This window comes from Chryseobacterium salivictor (genome assembly GCF_004359195.1).
Classification (GTDB): domain Bacteria; phylum Bacteroidota; class Bacteroidia; order Flavobacteriales; family Weeksellaceae; genus Kaistella; species Kaistella salivictor.
Window position 1 is genome coordinate 1423425 of sequence record NZ_CP037954.1, and the last position, 16690, is coordinate 1440114.

Sequence of the window (16690 nt, forward strand, 5' to 3'; positions counted from 1 at the left end):
ATCTATGAAAATCTGTGTAATCAGTTTTGATTTTTGGAATTACGACGCTCATATTGTTGAAGAGCTTCGAAGAAAAGGTGTGGATGCCCATCATATTAATATTGGCGCCTATCGTCACGGAAGTTTTTCGGCGAGAATAAAAAATTCCATTTCTAAAATCCTGCTGAAGCGCAATTTGAAAAATAAACTGCGGCAGGAAATGATTCTGGAAAAGCTCAATAAACTGGGGCCGCAAGATCAGATTTTGGTCATCAATCCGGAATTGATAGACCGCGAATTTCATGTTCAGATAAAGAAGTTTACTAAAAGATATATCGCCTATTTATATGACAGTTTAGCGCGTTGTCCCGCACAGCATTTGTTCGATTTGTTTGATAATGTTTTCAGTTTTGACAAAGCAGATGCAGCAAAAAACAGTTTTCAGTTGATTACCAACTATAATTATCTGCCAGAACTCAAACAAACTCAACCTGCGGAATATGATTTGATTTATTTGGGTTCATTTGATAACCGAATCGGCCCGCTGGCAAAGATCATCGCTAAGATTGAAGAACTGAACTTAAGTTACAGCTGTGTGGTGGTCGGTAAAAAAACATGGACGAAAAAACTGGTGCAGAATGCCGGTGAAATCACTTTTACGCGGAAAAGGATCAAGCATAACGATATACCGCGCTATTACAGTGAAGGGAAAGTTTTGGTGGATTTAATGCGGGACAACCAAACCGGATTGAGTTTTAGATTTTTCGAAGCAATGGCTTTAAAGAAGAAAATAATCACCAATAATCCGACTGTAAAAGAGTACGATTTCTACCGGCCTGAAAACATTTTGGTTTTAAATGATGATCTTTCTAATCTGGACCGGTCATTTTTTGAAAGTGACTATCAGGAGCTTCCGGTCGATGTGTACGAAAAATACCGGATTAAGCATTGGGTGGAAACGGTTTTTGAATTAAAATAAATGAGCAGTTTACAACATGTTTTGATATTGACCCGGGAATATTATCATCCTAAATTACAAAGGGTGGGCGGAACCGGTGTTTTTAACAGTGTGTTGGCCAAAGAGCTCGTGAAAAATGGAATTAAAGTAAGTGTTTTTGCGGTCAATAAAAACACTGTTTCTTTTGATGACCAAGGAGTTGAAGTTTATTCCATAAAAGGTATTTTTGAAAGGAACTTTCTTTTAGAATTTCTAAGATCGGTTACTGGAAAAATCGGTTTTTTGAAACCGTTGCATTTTAAAATTTATGAACACGAAAAAAAAGCAATTCAGAAGCAACTTAATAATTGGATCAGAACGAATAATTATAAAATTAATTTAATTGAGACCCATGATTTCGAAGGAATGGCACTCTGCATTGATGAGAGAATTCCCTATGTAATCAGATGCCATGGCTCCTGGACTGTTTTGGAAAAGTACTTTAATTATAAAAATGTTTCTCAGGGGAGAACACATTGCGAGAAATTAGCCTTTGAAAAGTCCAGAAATAATATTGTGATCTCGAATTTTTCTAAAAGAATTAATGAACGTTTTTTCAATATAAAAAATGCAAGACTTATTTATAACGGTATTGATACGGATTTTTTTAAACCCAACGCAACAAATTCTATTCTTGCAAAATCAATTTTTTATCTAGGTAATGTATCGTCTGAAAAAGGAGCAGAGTTGGCGATCGGGTCATTTTTGAAAGTGAAAAAAAGTTTCCCGGAAAGCACTTTGCATTTCATTGGTAAGGTTAATCTCAGTGATCTGTATATTCAGGAAAATATTATGAAAAATAATATTCAGGAATCTGTTTTTTTTTATGGTGAGAAAAAGAAAGAAGAGATTGTTGAGTTGATCAGCAGAGCAGAAATCGTGTACTTTCCTTCAAAAGGAGAAAATTTCAGTTTATCTTTGCTGGAAGTGATGGCGATGGGAAAACCTGTAATCTGTTCCGATATAGATTCTTTCAGAGAAATAATTGTAAATAACGAGAATGGATTAATTGCAAGTGGCGTTTCTGAATTTTATATGCATACCAAAAAATTGTTTAATGATTCTGAATTAAGAACCAGACTTTCTGAAAATGCAAGAGAAACGGTTGTGAAACAATTTGATTTAAAAAAAATGATTCAGGCAACCATCAGTTATTATAAAGAAATAATATGAAAGATTATAGCAGACCCTTTTTACTTGAATTTCCCAAAGTTGGGAATCCTTCTTTAGGTTTCATTTCTATAGCAGAAAAAGAAGATTTACCGTTTGTGCCCAAAAGAATATACTGGACTTATTATACGCCAGAAGATGTGGAAAGAGGAGGGCATTCTCATTTTGATCTTCAGCAGATACTTTTAGCCGTTGCCGGGAAAATAGAAGTAACCACCGAACTGTTAAATGGTGAAAAACTTCATTTCGTACTGGATCGTCCAAATATGGGACTTTTCATTCCGAAAATGTGTTGGCGGACAATGAAATACACGCACAATGCAGTGCAAATTTGTATTGCAAGCAATGAATATGATGAAAAGGATTATATCAGAGATTACCAAATTTTTTTAGGTGAAAAGTGAAATTAGATAAACTGTTATCCTTACAAAGGAAGAAATATTTTCTGAAATCTTTTTTTAAGAAAGCGAATAGATTGATTGTGGATTTCGTGCCTCTGGATGAAATTACCCCGACCTATTGCAGCGAAAGTATTTTGGTTGAGGATACTAAAACCACAACCGCTTTTACTCCAAAAGAATTTGATAAAGACGAAAAAAAAGTTGAAACGGGTATTTTTCCTGTAAAAATATACGCCTTAAAAAATGGGTATGTTACCCCAAACTCTGCCTGTTTTCTGACAAAAAATTTAAAAGCAATTTATTTCGAAAAATGGCATGAAGATCAAAGGGATATTTATGTATATAACAGTCCAAATCTCTTATCCCATGGTCAAAGTTTAGCTAAGGTCAATAATTTACCAAAGGCTCTTTATGACATTGATGCTGTCTTTTTTGGGGGAACTTTCACCGGGAATTATTATCATTTTCTGTTAGAAATCATTTCCAAAGCGGAGTTCCTTGCCAATATTCCGGGAAGTGCAGATTTAGCGGTTATTTTAGATATTTCTGTCCAGCAAAATGATAATTTAAAAACTATTGCGGAGTTTTTTTTGAAAGGTTATCGATTGCAGTATTTGAATCATGATCAGTATCACGGTTTCAAAACCTTATGGTTTATAACATCTCCAAATACAACAATTCCAAATATTTCTGAAGGATCAAAGTATGAAGCACAATTCACTAAGATTTCCGAAAAATCCGTTCGCTTTATAAGAGAAAAGGTTCTTGAGAATTATGATGTAAATAAAGTTAGAATCGAAAACGCAGAAAAAGTATTTATTGCGAGAAAATCTGAATTCAGAAAGTATAACGAAACTGAACTGCTTGCTGTTGCTGAGAAATATGGTTTTAAAGCGGTCTGTTTTGAGGAGTTAAATATTCATGAGCAAATTTTCCTCCTTCAAAATGCGGATTATATTATAGGGCCTAGCGGCGCTGCATTTACCAATCTTATATTTGCGAAAGAAAACAGCAAAGGTTTAATTTGGTTAGGTTCAGTTTGGAGTGATTTTTCTGTATTTTCTACCCTTGCCAAGTTTGTGAATTTTGATTTGTATTATTACAGGTACAAGAGTGAAAGTTCAGATTTTCATGAAAATTATAAGATAGATATTAATATATTTGAACGGCAGATTATTCAATTACTTTCCAGATGAAAACAATACACCCTACCTCAGATGTGCAGTCTCAAAATATTGGTGATGGTACCGTAATATGGCAATTTTGTGTTATTCTGAAAAATGCTGTTATTGGAAAAAATTGTAATATCAACTTTAATGTTTTCATTGAGAATAATGTGAATATTGGTAACAATGTGACCATAAAGCCTGGCGTGCAGATTTGGGATGGTATTACCATTGAAGACAATGTTTTTATAGGACCCAATGTTACCTTTACCAATGACAAGCATCCTGTTTCCCAGAATAAAAATTTCCAGCTTTTGGAAACAATAGTGAAATCGGGAGCGTCAATTGGTGCCAATTCTACAATTCTTCCGGGGCTCATCATTAATGAAAATGCAATTATTGGCGCGGGGAGTGTAGTGACAAAGGATGTCCCGGCTAATGAAAACTGGTTAGGAAATCCCGCGAGGAAAAAATAAATCCGTCTTGTCACTATCAAGATGGTAATATAAAATTAAAATTAAGTCAAAGTACTTTACAGTTTATGGACATTAAATTCTTAGATCTACAAAAAATAAATCTTCAATATCAGGAAGAAATCGAAGCCAAACTTTTAGAGACTTTCCGCAGTGGATGGTATCTTTTAGGAAATGAAGTGAAAAATTTTGAAAAGAATTTAGCGCACTATATTGGTTCACCAAATGCAATAGGCGTTGCCAATGGTTTAGATGCTTTGCGCTTAATATTCAAAGCTTATTTAGAACTTGGTCAAATGAAAGCCGGTGACGAAATTATTGTTCCGGCGAATACTTATATCGCTTCTGTTCTGGCTATTACAGACAACCGGTTAAAGCCCGTTTTTGCAGAACCTAATATCGAAAATTATAATATAGACATTGCCGAAATAGAAGCGCTGATCACTCCCAAAACGAAAGCTATAATGGTCGTCCATCTTTATGGGCAGGTTTGTTGGTCGGAAGAATTGGATGATTTGGCAAAAAAATACAATTTAAAAATAATCGAAGATAATGCGCAGGCAATCGGTGCAGCGTGGAACGGTATAAAATCCGGAAATCTTGGTGACGCGGCCGGCTTTAGTTTCTATCCGGGTAAAAATTTAGGTGCATTAGGAGATGGTGGTGCAGTTACGTGTAAAGATTCGCTTTTAGCAAAAACCATAAGAACTTTAGCTAACTATGGTTCCGAAGAAAAATACATCAATAAATACCAGGGTTTAAACAGTCGGTTAGACGAAATTCAGGCAGCGGTTTTAGACGTGAAATTAAAATACATTGATCAGGATAATGAGAAGCGGAGGAGCATTGCTGAAAAATTCTGTTCCGAAATAAAAAATCCAAAAATAATTCTACCCATTTTTCCAGAGGAAAAGAAAGAACATGTCTGGCATCTTTTTGTGGTCAGAACTGATCATAGAGAAAAACTGCAAAATTTTCTCCAGGAAAACGGCATCCAAACTTTGATTCATTATCCTGTTCCGCCACATAAACAGAGAGCGTATAGATATTACAATCATCTTTCTTTTCCGGTTACAGAGAAAATTCATCATGAGGTTTTAAGTTTGCCTGTCAGCCCGGTAATGACAGAAGAGGAAGTAGAGAAAATAATAGAGATTTTGAACAAATATTAAGATGGAGCAACCTTTGGTAAGTATCGTCATTATAACAATGAATCATGAGAAATTCATTGAACAGGCGTGTCGGTCTGCAATTTCCCAAACCTACGATAATTTTGAAATTGTTTTTTTAGATAATTGTTCTGATGATAATACCTATGAAAAAGGGAAGAAAATTTTAGAAGATTCGGGTATTTCATGCACATTCATAAAAAATACGGAGAAATTTAAAGTATCGAAGAACTTAAATATTCTAGTTTCTAAAGCCTCCGGAGATTATATTTCCATTTTATCTGGAGACGATTGGTGGGCAGAAAATATCATTGAAGAGAAAGTTAATTATATAAAAAATCATCCCTCTGATTTCGTGCTTTCCGATGGTTATAAATATATCCAGGAGACTGGCGAAACAATTGAAGCTTATCAAAATACAGATAAAACAAAGGTCATAAAGTCGCTGAATTCTTTTTTCCACGAAAATGTAGTTCAGAATAAAACAATTAATGTTGGGACTTTCGTTAAAAAGGAACTTTTGGATCAATATCCGTTTGATGAAAATCTACATACTGAAGACTGGGATATGAATTTGCAGCTGAGTTCCCGTGGTTATAAAATCGGTTTTATTGATAAAAAGTTGTTCTACTATAGAATCCTGTCTACGAGTTTGTCCAGAAATTGGACGCTCATGAGTGATTCCTATAATAAAGTCACCTCAAAGTATTTGGATTATATAAATGCTGACCAAAAGTTGAGAACCAAATATCTTTTAACTTTATTGCAGTTCAAGTATGAAATTATGCTTTCAGAGGCAATATCTGAAGAGGAAAAAAAAGAATTTCAAAAAAGATGGACCAGAGAAAAATATGAACTTAAATACAAGAATCCTGTTTTATTTTTCAAACTTTTATTTTTAAAGTAGCCGGGTATTTCATTTATTCCCCGCGGGCATAATCATCCTGCAATCTCACGATATCATCTTCCCCGAAATAAGTTCCGGTCTGTACTTCTACAAAAACAACCAGTTCTGATGTCCTGTTTTCAATTCTATGTTTTGCTCCCAAAGGAATATGAATACTCTCGCCATATTTCACCGTGATTTCTTCACCGTCTAAGATAACAACTGCTTCGCCTTCTACAACCGTCCAGAATTCCTGCCGGTGATGATGAAACTGGTAAGATAATCGCTGACCCGGATTTACTTCAATTCTCTTTAATTTATAATGAGGCTCATCTGCCAAAACATAATATTTCCCCCACGGTCTGTCACCAATTTCTAACATATACAGTATATTTATAGTGCAAAAATAAGTAATTTTATGAAACACGCCTGTCAGAATATGATCTGCAGGAAAATAATTGAGCAAGTGTCCCGTCTGACCAATCAAAGCCATAAAAATAAAGAGATGAAACACCGTTTTTTTCTTTAAATTTGCAACTTAAAATTTCAAGGAAAATGAGCAAAGTAAGAGTGCGTTTTGCACCAAGTCCAACCGGACCTTTACATTTAGGAGGAGTAAGAACCGCATTGTACGATTATCTTTTTGCCAAAAACAAAGGTGGTGATTTCGTATTGAGAATAGAAGATACCGATACCGCCCGATATGTAGAAGGTGCGGAAGAATATATTATGGAAGCCCTGGAATGGTGCGGAATCATTCCTGATGAAAGTCCTAAACATGGTGGCCCATTTGCACCTTACAGACAATCGGAAAGACGGGATATTTACGATAAACATTTAGCAGAACTTCTAAAAACAGATTACGCCTATTTGGCCTTCGATACGCCGGAAGAGCTGGATGAAGTGAGAAACGAGTTCGAAAAAAACGGAGAAGTTTTCGCTTATAATAATATGACCAGAAACCGACTGAAAAATTCTTTGACGCTTTCTAAAGAAGAAGTTCAGAAATTAACAGATGAAAAGGTTCCATACGTTGTGCGTTTCAAAATGCCGGTAGACAGAGTCCTGAATCTGGAAGATATCATCCGCGGTAAATCATCTGTGAATACCAATACTTTAGATGATAAAGTTTTGGTGAAGAACGACGGAATGCCCACTTACCATTTTGCCAATATTGTCGATGACCATGAAATGGAAATCTCACACGTCATTCGTGGCGAAGAATGGTTACCTTCCCTGGGACTGCATTATTTATTATATGAAGCGATGGGTTGGGAAAAACCGGAATTTGCGCACTTGTCATTAATTCTAAAACCGGAAGGGAAAGGAAAATTAAGCAAAAGAGATGGTGATAAATTCGGTTTCCCGGTATTTCCATTAAATTTTAAAGATCCCGAAACCGGAAATATTTCAAAAGGGTACCGCGAAGAAGGGTATTTGCCGCAGGCATTTATCAATATGGTCGCCCTTCTTGGCTGGAGTCCTGCCAATGACAGAGAGGTGCTGACTTTAGAAGAAATGATTACCGAGTTCGATTTGCATAAAGTACATAAAGCGGGTGCAAGATTCAATAAAGAAAAGGCAGAATGGTTTAACAGCGAATATTTAAGATCAAAATCCGACGAAGAGGTTTTAGAATTGCTAAAAAATGTGGAGGGAATAAATCTTACAAATTCAAGTGATGTCCATTTATTGAAAATCATTTCATTAATGAAAGAAAGAGCCGTTTTTGCAAAAGATATTTATAACGATGGCAAATTTTTCTTTGAAGCACCAACTCAGTATGATGAGAAAGCAGTAAAGAAAGCCTGGAACGAAACGGTAGCAGAAGTGATGATTGAATTTTCACTAAAGTTACAGGATTCCATCTTTGAACCTGAAGCTCTAAAACAGGATATTCATGATTTTGCAGAAAGCAAAGGACTTGGAATGGGAAAAGTAATGATGCCGCTTCGGTTAACTTTAGTGGGAGAATTGAAAGGACCCGATGTTCCCGATATTATGCAAATCCTTGGAAAAGAAGAAACTATCGCCAGAATAAAAAATGCAGTGAATAATATTCAATAACTTTCTTTAATTTTTACTAAATTTGAAGGATATTTTTAATAATTAAAATGGAATACTTAAGCTTTGAACTTCCGATTAAAGAACTGATGGATCAGTATCAAACCTGTTCATTGGTGGGCGAAGAAAGTGGGGTAGATGTAAAACTCGCCTGCTCGCAAATCGAAGATAAAATTATAGAAAAGAAAAAAGAAATCTATCATCATCTTACGCCGTGGCAGAGAGTGCAGCTTTCCCGCCATCCAGATCGTCCATATACTTTGGACTTTATTAAAGGTATCACAGATAAGGACAGTTTTCTTGAACTTCACGGTGACAGGAATTTCGCAGATGATCCTGCAATGATCGGTGGTTTGGCTACGATCGACGGACAGAGAGTAATGATCATCGGAACCCAAAAGGGCCGTACCACCAAAGAAAGACAGTACCGAAGATTCGGGATGAGCAATCCCGAAGGATACCGAAAAGCTTTGAGATTAATGAAACTTGCAGAAAAATTTCATATTCCTGTAATTTCTTTAATTGATACACCAGGTGCATATCCCGGTTTAGAAGCTGAAGAACGTGGGCAGGGGGAAGCGATTGCCAGAAATATTTTTGAAATGACCATGCTCAAAACTCCCATTTTCGTGTATATCATTGGTGAAGGAGCGAGTGGAGGAGCTTTGGGAATCGGCGTTGGAAATAAAGTATATATGCTCGAAAATACTTGGTACACAGTGATCGCACCGGAAAGTTGTTCCTCAATCCTCTGGAGAAACTGGGATCATAAAGAAGATGCTGCCAATGCTTTGAAACTGACACCGCAAGATGCCTTAAAAGAAAAATTCATTGATGGAATTGTAGAAGAACCACTTGGTGGAGCGCATTATGAACCACAGGTTGCTTATGATCATTTGAAGGCTTCTATTCTTCAGAACATCAAAGCGTTTTCTAAATTTACCGGTAAAGAATTAGAAATCCAAAGACAGGAGAAATTCATCGCAATGGGTCAGTTCAAAGGGTAAGTTTACAGATTTTTTATTTAAGGAAACTAGATATATCAATAGGAACGGGCTTTAGCCCGTTTTTTTATGAGAAAAATTATAGGCTTTAGCCTAAACTTAATTTTAGTGTACTGTTTTAGCCTTTACAAAAAAACTCTGCAATTGCTTACAGAGTTTTTTATATTTTAAATGGAATTTGAAAATTATTCAAAAAGTTCAGCAGTATCTAAAACCGAAACTTTTCCGTCTTCACATCTGATCGCTTCTCCCGGGAAGTTTTGGATCATGTGGTAATCGTGAGTTGCCATTACGACTGCAGAATTGTTTTCAAAAGCTACCTGCTTCAGAAGGGTCATGATTTCGTTCGAAGTCTCTGGGTCAAGATTTCCGGTCGGTTCATCAGCCAGAATCAATTCTGGGTGGTTCAGGAGTGCTCTGGCGATAGCGATACGCTGTTGCTCGCCTCCTGAAAGTTCGTGCGGCATTTTGTGTTTCTTGGATTTCATTCCCACGCTTGCCAAAACTTCATTGATTCGGTCATCTATTTTGGTTTTATCATTCCAGCCTGTTGCTTCGAGAACGAATTTTAAATTCTTTTCCACAGTTCTGTCCGGTAACAACTGAAAGTCCTGAAAGACAATGCCTAGCTTTCTTCTTAAATTCGGTATGTCTGAGGGTTTCAACTTAGCCAAATCAAATCCGGCAATATGTCCTTGTCCTGCACTCAGTGGGATATGTCCGTAGAGTGTTTTGAGCAGTGAGCTTTTTCCGGAACCTGTTTTCCCGATAAGGTAGCAGAATCTTCCTTTTTTTATGTTGAGGTTGACTTCATTGAGTACAGTAAAATTCTTCTGCGCAATTTTCGCATTTTTCAGATGAATTACATCCTGGCCTTCCTGATAAGTATGTGGCATATCGTGTTTGATTGTTATTGATGAAATGGGTGCGCTGCAATAGCTGCTCAAAAGTAAAAAAAATCTTTCTTTTGAGCCTACACTTTAGCAAATTTTAACAACGAAAAATGCTTGAAAAATAACTTTTCAAGCATAATCTGTTATGATAATTCCTGAGATTATCTCTTAGCGCGCTGTGCACTTACAGTTAAACTCTTTCTGCCTTTTGCTCTTCTAGCAGCCAAAATTCTTCTACCGTTAGGTGTTGACATTCTTAAACGGAAACCGTGTTTGTTTCTCTTCTTTCTTTCAGATGGCTGGAATGTTCTCTTGCTCATTGCTTATATTTTTAAGTAAAAAACTATATCTTATTTTTCAGATTGCAAATATAGGAAACTTTTTATTTACTACAAGCAATATTTTAAATAAATTAAAAAGAAAAATAGGAGCGGACGAACAGAAGCGTTGCAGGTATCTTTCCCCCGTTTTATTTAATACTTATCACAAGATACATTTTAGGTTTGTATAAAACCCTTTGGTGTGTTTCCGGAAATATTTCCGCTTATGTTTGTTTAGCCTGATCATTAACTGTTGGCCGATATTTTTCAGAAACAAAAAGAAGTTGGAAATGATTTTATAAATAAATTTTTGATAGAGATGAACGGATGTTATTCTATATTTAATCAGCGTTTTATATGTTTTTTTGTATGTGGCAATACTCAAAATTGCTGTTTGGTGAACAAGTTTTTATGGAAATAAAATAAAAACAAACCCTATCTTTGCTCTTCTTAAAAAATATCCCAATACATGTTTACTTCATCCGAAATTTCAGAGATTCAAAAGCTTTTAACACCCCGTCATAAAATCGTTATTATTACCCATTATAATCCTGATGGTGATGCAGTTGGATCCAGTTTGGGATTGAAACATTTTTTAAAACAAATGGGTTTAGAGGCCGATGTAATTGTTCCCAATGATTTTCCTAAATTTCTGAAATGGATGCCGGAAGCGAAACAGATCATTATTGCTGATTACAAAAGGAAGCAAGCCGGAGAAGCGATTTACAATGCAGATGTCATTTTTGTCTTGGATTTTAATGCGTCTCACCGAAGTGGAAATTTGGTTGGGCCCTGGCTCGAAAAAGCCAGAGCTAAAAAAATATTGATCGATCATCATCAGCAGCCTGATGCTTTCGATTATGTATATTCGGATGTTACGGTTCCGGCAACGTCGCAAATGATTTATCATTTTATACAGGAACTGAATGAAGAAAATTTGGTCAACAAAGATATTGCAGAATGTCTTTATACAGGAATTATGACCGATACCGGTGGGTTCCGGTTCCGCTCGACCAGTGCCACAACACACAGAATCGTCGCCAATTTAATTGAAAAAGGAGCCGATCCTGCGATGATTACGTCAAATACCTGGGATACGAATACCGTTTCCCGACTGCACCTTCTGGCTTTGATTTTAAGCAGAATAGAAGTCGTGAAAGATGGAAAAGTGGCAATACTCTGGCTAAAACGTGAAGAATTAAAAGAATTCGGTTTTCAAAAAGGAGATACCGAAGGTTTCGTCAATTATGGCTTGAGTATTATGGGAACTCAGGTTGCAGCGTTTTTTATGGAAGATTTATACGATGATTTTATCAAAATATCTTTCCGTTCCAAAGAAGATGTTGATGTCAATCAGTTTTCTAGAAAATATTTCAATGGAGGTGGCCACATCAACGCTGCCGGTGGAAAGTACATGAAAACCATCGAAGAAACAATCGTAGATTTCAAAGAGAAAATCGAGCAGGAAGATTTCTAAAACAGTAGATTTTTTGGAAGATGGTGTAGCAATTCTGTATTGATTATTTCTGCACAGATACTTGGTTTTTCCCAATGGCCGTTATGACCGCAATCCAGCAGGTAGGATTTAATGTTGGTTTGATCCGGCAGATGCTTGAGAATCAAATCTGTTTGTACCGCGCCGTCGTGTTTTCCGGCGATGACCAAAATTTTACCGTCGAAATTTTCGAGAACAGTCATTTTATTTGTTCTTTCAATCATTCCTTTCACCGCGGCCAAAACGCCATCATTTTTAGTAGAAAGTGCGATTTTTTTGGCGTGGTCTATTTTAGCTTCCAGAAAATCTTTTTCATTGGGATTAAATAAATTCGGAACGCCGGCATTTACGTAAGCGGGAAATGCTTCTTTGATAATTCTTAAGCTTTTCTGTCTTTGTTCTTTTTTCTCGGCATCATCAGCGAAATAGGAAGAGAAAAATAAAGTGAGGCTTTTCAGAAGCCCGGGGAATTTCTCGGCAAAAGCCAGCGACACATAGCCACCCATCGAATGACCAAGCAAATGAAAATTGCCGATGTTTAGATAATCTGTCACTTTTTTTACTTCTTTCGCCATAAGTTCCATGGTGTGCACGTGGTCATAGACTTTAGACAAGCCATGTCCCGGCAGATCAATTTTAATTAAAATGAATTTCTCCGAAAGGTAAGTGTCCATATCATCCCAAATAGACAGGTTTTCCATAAAACCATGAAGTAAAACGAGAGGTTCTTTTCCGCTGCCGGATATTTCGTAATTTAACATAATAGCTTATTTTTAAAAATAGATATCAATATAATCAACAAATCCCGAACCATTTATTTTATTCTGTAAACGCCAGAATTTCCCTTTTCCTTCGTCCAGAAAAGTGGTCTTTGAAGTTCTTTTAAAAACAGTTCCATTGATTTTTTGAGTAATCACCCCTTCAAAATTAAGGTGTTTTTCTGAAACTCTTTTTACCGTTCCTTTTATTTCTAATGTGTTTTTTCCTGATTGGGCATTTCCGGATACGGTATATAAATCCCTGCCCGTTTTTTTGAAATCTGCCGTTCCGAAAAGAGCTGAGGTTTCATCTGACGTAAATTTCAGCTTATGCATGCCGCTCAAATCCCTGAAAATATTTTGTTGATTTCGAATCGCAATACGGTCATTCAGTTTTTGCCGTTCAATATTAATGGATTCTATTTTTTTGGCTTCCGGAGAAATGACAGCCGTGTTTTCATTCCCTTTTTTTGAGCAGGATAAAAGGGTTGCCGCGGAAATAATCAGGATGGTTTTCTTCATTTTTAATAATAAGATGCTCAAATTTAATTAAAAATAAGAGTTGTTTTTAAAGTTGAAGAAATTTTATTTTAAAGTTTGGTTTTAGAATCCATCACAATCGTTACGGGGCCGTCGTTTAATAAAGAGACTTTCATGTCTGCACCGAAAATTCCGCTTTCGATTTTTAAATTTGATTTTGCAATCTCCGTTTTAAAATAGTCAAATAAAGGAATCGCTTTTTCGGGTTTTGCTGCTTTGATGAAAGACGGCCGGTTTCCTTTTTTATAGTCGGCGATTAAAGTAAACTGGCTGATGCAAAGGATTTCACCGGAAATATTCAAAATAGATAAATTGAGTTTTCCTTCTTCGTCACCGAAAATTCTTAAATTTAATATTTTCTGAATGAGCCAGTCTGCATCGGTTTGTTCATCTTCTTCGTCAACTCCTATTAATAAAAGTAAGCCAGCAGAAATTTCGCCGACTATTTTACCATCAACTTTTACATTCGCTTCAGAAACTCTTTGGATTACTGCTTTCATATTTAAAAAGATAGAGTTGAAATTTTGATTAATAATAAACAGATAAAGTTTTGGTGTAGGTATCGAAACTGTAAGGATAAGTTTTGGGTGGAACCTGTGATATTTTCGTTGGTTCACCGGTAATTGTAATCCATTCTGCACCATCTTTTGGACAAACAATTTTGATTTCATTCTCCACACTCAAAGTGGTGTTGGAATCGGGGCAGATATGCGGAGCATTCCGGTCGAATACTTTGAATCCGTTGGTTGTTCTTACGACAATCAGACCACGGGTTCCGGATTGCTGTTCATTGATGTACATCCATCCGCCAACATTTTGCAGCGTAAAATAGGTGGGAAGGTTCAGGTTGAGTACTACATTGATCGGGGTCTTCGGGAAACAGCTTACCGTTTCTTCGCGGTTGCTGCAGGAGGTGAAATTTAAAATGACAAAAATTAAAATTACAGAAAAAAAGACGTTGAAGATATTTCTTTTCATTTAAAATATATTTATATCTTTGTGAAACAAACACACAAAAACTTGTCCGACAAATGTCGGATTATTTTTTTATACTAACGTTAAATATTAGATATTATGGCAAGTTACGTCACCAAAGTAGGATTGGATAAAATGAAAGCTGAACTGGAGCAACTGGAAACCATTGAAAGACCAAAAATCACCGCACAAATTGCTGAGGCCAGAGATAAGGGCGATCTTTCTGAAAATGCAGAATACGATGCTGCGAAAGAAGCGCAGGGAATGTTGGAGATGAAAATTTCTAAACTCAAGAACCTTATTGTAAACGGAAAGGTAATCGATGAAACACAACTGGATACTTCAAAAGTTTCGATTCTGACGACCGTACGTCTTAAAAATAATACCACCAAAGGAGAGCAGAAATTCACTTTGGTTCCCGATAATGAAAGCGATTTGAAATTGGGGAAAATTTCAGTGAATACTCCTATTGCGAAAGGTTTATTAGGGAAAGTAGTAGGCGATAATGCTGAAATTCTTTTGCCAAACGGTAATAAACTATCTTTTGAAGTATTAGAAATCTATTTGGGATAATTAATAACAAGGAGTTGTAAAATATGATGTTACCGGGATGTTTTAAAAAATTACCAAATTTTTAACATCTTCTTTATTAACATTTTGTAATTTTGTACCCTCGCATATGCGTGGGTTTTTAATTAAATACAATCATCATGGCTTCTATTTTTACAAAAATTGTACAGGGCGAAATTCCGTCTTACACGATTGCAGAAGATGAAAAGCATCTGGCTTTTCTTGATTCGATGCCTTTGGTTAAAGGCCATTGTCTGGTCATTCCCAAGCAGGAGATAGATCTTATTTTTGATATGGAAAATGACGATTTCAAAAACCTGTGGAGTTTTGCACAGCATGTTGCGAAAAAAATGGCGAAAGCATACCCCGAGCGCCGAGTCGCCGTTGCGGTGGTCGGATTAGAAGTTCCCCACGCCCACATTCATCTGATTCCGATTACTAAAATGGAAGATATGAACTTCAAAAATGTAAGATTGAAATTTTCTGATGAAGAGTATCGGGAAGCCCAACAGCATATCATTAATTCTTAAACACCAACTTTTGTCAGAGTATTGAACTTTGACAAAGTTTTTTTTAAACTTATTCTTAATTATAAAATTTATATGAATTCAAACCAATGTTCTTTTTGTGGAAAAAAACGAAATGAAGTGCAAATGCTAATTTCTGGAAATAATGGTTTTATTTGTGAAGAATGCATCGAACAGGCACACGGCATCGTAAAGGAAACCAGCACAGCAGCTGGTTCTGTTTCTACAGAAAAGATAGAGGATTTAAAAAAGCCGAAAGAAATAAAAGAATTTCTGGATCAATATGTGATTGGACAGGATCAGGCAAAAAAGCAGTTGTCGGTCGCAGTCTATAATCATTATAAAAGGTTATTGCATGCAAAAGATGAAAACCGCGAGGTGGAAATCGAAAAATCAAATGTCATCATGATCGGTGAAACAGGTACGGGAAAAACGCTTTTGGCAAAGTCGATTGCAAGAGAATTGAATGTGCCTTTCTGTATTGTAGATGCAACTATTCTTACAGAGGCCGGTTATGTAGGAGAAGATGTTGAAAGTATTTTATCACGACTTTTAATGGTAGCTGATTATGACGTAGAAAAAGCAGAGAAAGGAATCGTTTTTATTGATGAGATCGATAAAATTGCTCGTAAATCTGATAATCCAAGTATTACCAGAGATGTTTCCGGTGAAGGAGTGCAACAGGGTTTACTAAAATTATTAGAAGGAAGCATCGTCAATGTTCCCCCGCAGGGAGGTAGAAAACATCCTGATCAAAAATACATCCAGGTTAATACCCAGAATATTCTGTTTATTGCCGGGGGTGCTTTTGATGGGATCAAAGAAATTATCGAGCGCAGGTTGAATAAACAGGCTATCGGTTTCAGTGCAGAAAAGCTAAATAAAATAGAGGAGGAAGAATATATCTTAAGCCAACTGAATGCCATTGATCTACGGAAGTTCGGTCTGATTCCTGAACTTTTAGGAAGATTTCCGATCATTACCTATTTGGATAAATTAACCAAAGAAACGATGATTCGGATTATGAAAGAGCCTAAGAACTCAATTGTGAATCAGTTTGTAGAACTGTTTAAAATGGATGGAGTCCAGTTGGAATTCACAGATGAGGGCCTTGAAAGTATTGTAGAAGAAACAATGGAAAAAGGTCTGGGAGCACGAGGACTTCGTGGGACTACTGAAAAAGTGCTGGAAGATTACATGTTCAATATTGCTGCTCAGAAAAAAGTGGTAATAGACCGTGAAAACACCCTTTTTTAGCTTTTTGAGAACATTCTGATGATGCCTTACAAAAATTAATTATCTT

At 36.2% G+C, this 16690-nt stretch carries 20 protein-coding genes; 13 read left to right on the forward strand and 7 right to left on the reverse strand.

Annotation, left to right across the window (positions count from 1 at the left end):
* The first annotated feature begins 4 nt into the window (after positions 1-4).
* The 7 genes from NBC122_RS06640 to NBC122_RS06670 all read left to right on the forward strand — a co-directional run bounded on the left by NBC122_RS06640 (position 5) and on the right by NBC122_RS06670 (position 6262).
* Positions 5-958: a glycosyltransferase gene (locus NBC122_RS06640; RefSeq protein WP_133439635.1), complete on the forward strand. Its 954-nt coding sequence runs from the start codon at positions 5-7 to the stop codon at positions 956-958.
* Positions 959-2149, forward strand: coding sequence for a glycosyltransferase family 4 protein (locus tag NBC122_RS06645; protein WP_133439636.1), 1191 nt, complete (start codon positions 959-961; stop codon positions 2147-2149).
* Positions 2146-2550 carry a sugar 3,4-ketoisomerase gene (locus tag NBC122_RS06650; RefSeq protein ID WP_133439637.1) on the forward strand — a complete coding sequence of 135 codons (405 nt, stop codon included), beginning with the start codon at positions 2146-2148 and terminating at the stop codon, positions 2548-2550. Before NBC122_RS06645 ends, NBC122_RS06650 begins: the two co-directional genes overlap by 4 nt.
* The gene (locus NBC122_RS06655) at positions 2547-3743 is read left to right on the forward strand and encodes a glycosyltransferase family 61 protein (RefSeq protein ID WP_133439638.1); all 1197 of its coding nucleotides are present in this window, start codon (positions 2547-2549) and stop codon (positions 3741-3743) included. The genes NBC122_RS06650 and NBC122_RS06655 overlap by 4 nt, the downstream gene beginning before the upstream one ends.
* Entirely contained in the window at positions 3740-4189 is a 450-nt protein-coding gene (locus tag NBC122_RS06660; protein ID WP_133439639.1) for an acyltransferase, read from the forward strand. The genes NBC122_RS06655 and NBC122_RS06660 overlap by 4 nt, the downstream gene beginning before the upstream one ends.
* Before the next feature lie 65 nt (positions 4190-4254).
* Positions 4255-5358 (forward strand): DegT/DnrJ/EryC1/StrS family aminotransferase, encoded by a 1104-nt coding sequence (locus tag NBC122_RS06665; protein ID WP_133439640.1) that lies wholly within the window; start codon positions 4255-4257, stop codon positions 5356-5358.
* 1 nt (position 5359) lies between these two features.
* Positions 5360-6262, forward strand: a complete 903-nt coding sequence (locus tag NBC122_RS06670) for a glycosyltransferase family 2 protein (RefSeq protein ID WP_133439641.1) — start codon at positions 5360-5362, stop codon at positions 6260-6262.
* A gap of 13 nt (positions 6263-6275) precedes the next feature.
* Here NBC122_RS06670 and NBC122_RS06675 read toward each other — a convergent pair whose 3' ends face one another.
* Positions 6276-6623, reverse strand: a complete 348-nt coding sequence (locus tag NBC122_RS06675) for a phosphomannose isomerase type II C-terminal cupin domain (protein ID WP_133439642.1) — start codon at positions 6621-6623, stop codon at positions 6276-6278.
* A 173-nt stretch (positions 6624-6796) separates the two neighbouring features.
* Here NBC122_RS06675 and gltX point away from each other — a divergent pair, with 173 nt between their 5' ends.
* Positions 6797-8308 (forward strand): glutamate--tRNA ligase, encoded by a 1512-nt coding sequence (gene gltX, locus NBC122_RS06680; protein WP_133439643.1) that lies wholly within the window; start codon positions 6797-6799, stop codon positions 8306-8308.
* A gap of 47 nt (positions 8309-8355) precedes the next feature.
* Positions 8356-9312 (forward strand): acetyl-CoA carboxylase carboxyltransferase subunit alpha, encoded by a 957-nt coding sequence (locus NBC122_RS06685; protein WP_133439644.1) that lies wholly within the window; start codon positions 8356-8358, stop codon positions 9310-9312.
* Positions 9313-9494: 182 nt separating this feature from the next.
* Here the strand turns inward: NBC122_RS06685 and NBC122_RS06690 are convergent, their stop codons facing one another.
* Together NBC122_RS06690 and rpmH are read right to left on the reverse strand one after the other, a co-directional pair.
* Positions 9495-10205: a cell division ATP-binding protein FtsE gene (locus tag NBC122_RS06690; protein ID WP_133439645.1), complete on the reverse strand. Its 711-nt coding sequence runs from the start codon at positions 10203-10205 to the stop codon at positions 9495-9497.
* Positions 10206-10363: 158 nt separating this feature from the next.
* Complete coding sequence (gene rpmH, locus NBC122_RS06695) at positions 10364-10522, reverse strand: 50S ribosomal protein L34 (RefSeq protein WP_074781389.1); 159 nt, start codon at positions 10520-10522, stop codon at positions 10364-10366.
* A gap of 469 nt (positions 10523-10991) precedes the next feature.
* Between rpmH and NBC122_RS06700 the strand changes: the two genes are divergently transcribed.
* Positions 10992-11999, forward strand: coding sequence for a DHH family phosphoesterase (locus NBC122_RS06700; RefSeq protein WP_133439646.1), 1008 nt, complete (start codon positions 10992-10994; stop codon positions 11997-11999).
* On the opposite strand, the gene NBC122_RS06705 is transcribed toward NBC122_RS06700, so the two are convergent.
* The 4 genes from NBC122_RS06705 to NBC122_RS06720 all read right to left on the reverse strand — a co-directional run bounded on the left by NBC122_RS06705 (position 11996) and on the right by NBC122_RS06720 (position 14293).
* On the reverse strand, positions 11996-12778 hold the full coding sequence (locus tag NBC122_RS06705) for an alpha/beta fold hydrolase (protein ID WP_133439647.1): 783 nt from the start codon (positions 12776-12778) through the stop codon (positions 11996-11998). The two genes, NBC122_RS06700 and NBC122_RS06705, sit on opposite strands and share 4 nt — an antisense overlap.
* A gap of 12 nt (positions 12779-12790) precedes the next feature.
* Positions 12791-13297, reverse strand: coding sequence for a hypothetical protein (locus tag NBC122_RS06710; protein WP_133439648.1), 507 nt, complete (start codon positions 13295-13297; stop codon positions 12791-12793).
* 68 nt (positions 13298-13365) lie between these two features.
* Positions 13366-13815, reverse strand: coding sequence for a D-aminoacyl-tRNA deacylase (gene dtd / locus NBC122_RS06715; RefSeq protein WP_133439649.1), 450 nt, complete (start codon positions 13813-13815; stop codon positions 13366-13368).
* Positions 13816-13843: 28 nt separating this feature from the next.
* Positions 13844-14293, reverse strand: coding sequence for a hypothetical protein (locus NBC122_RS06720; protein WP_133439650.1), 450 nt, complete (start codon positions 14291-14293; stop codon positions 13844-13846).
* 96 nt (positions 14294-14389) lie between these two features.
* On the opposite strand from NBC122_RS06720, the gene greA reads away from it, so the two are divergent.
* The 3 genes from greA to clpX all read left to right on the forward strand — a co-directional run bounded on the left by greA (position 14390) and on the right by clpX (position 16644).
* Positions 14390-14863, forward strand: a complete 474-nt coding sequence (greA, locus tag NBC122_RS06725; RefSeq protein ID WP_133439651.1) for a transcription elongation factor GreA — start codon at positions 14390-14392, stop codon at positions 14861-14863.
* 137 nt (positions 14864-15000) lie between these two features.
* Positions 15001-15390, forward strand: coding sequence for an HIT family protein (locus NBC122_RS06730; protein WP_133439652.1), 390 nt, complete (start codon positions 15001-15003; stop codon positions 15388-15390).
* Positions 15391-15462: 72 nt separating this feature from the next.
* Positions 15463-16644, forward strand: a complete 1182-nt coding sequence (gene clpX / locus NBC122_RS06735) for an ATP-dependent Clp protease ATP-binding subunit ClpX (RefSeq protein WP_133439653.1) — start codon at positions 15463-15465, stop codon at positions 16642-16644.
* Positions 16645-16690: the final 46 nt, after the last annotated feature.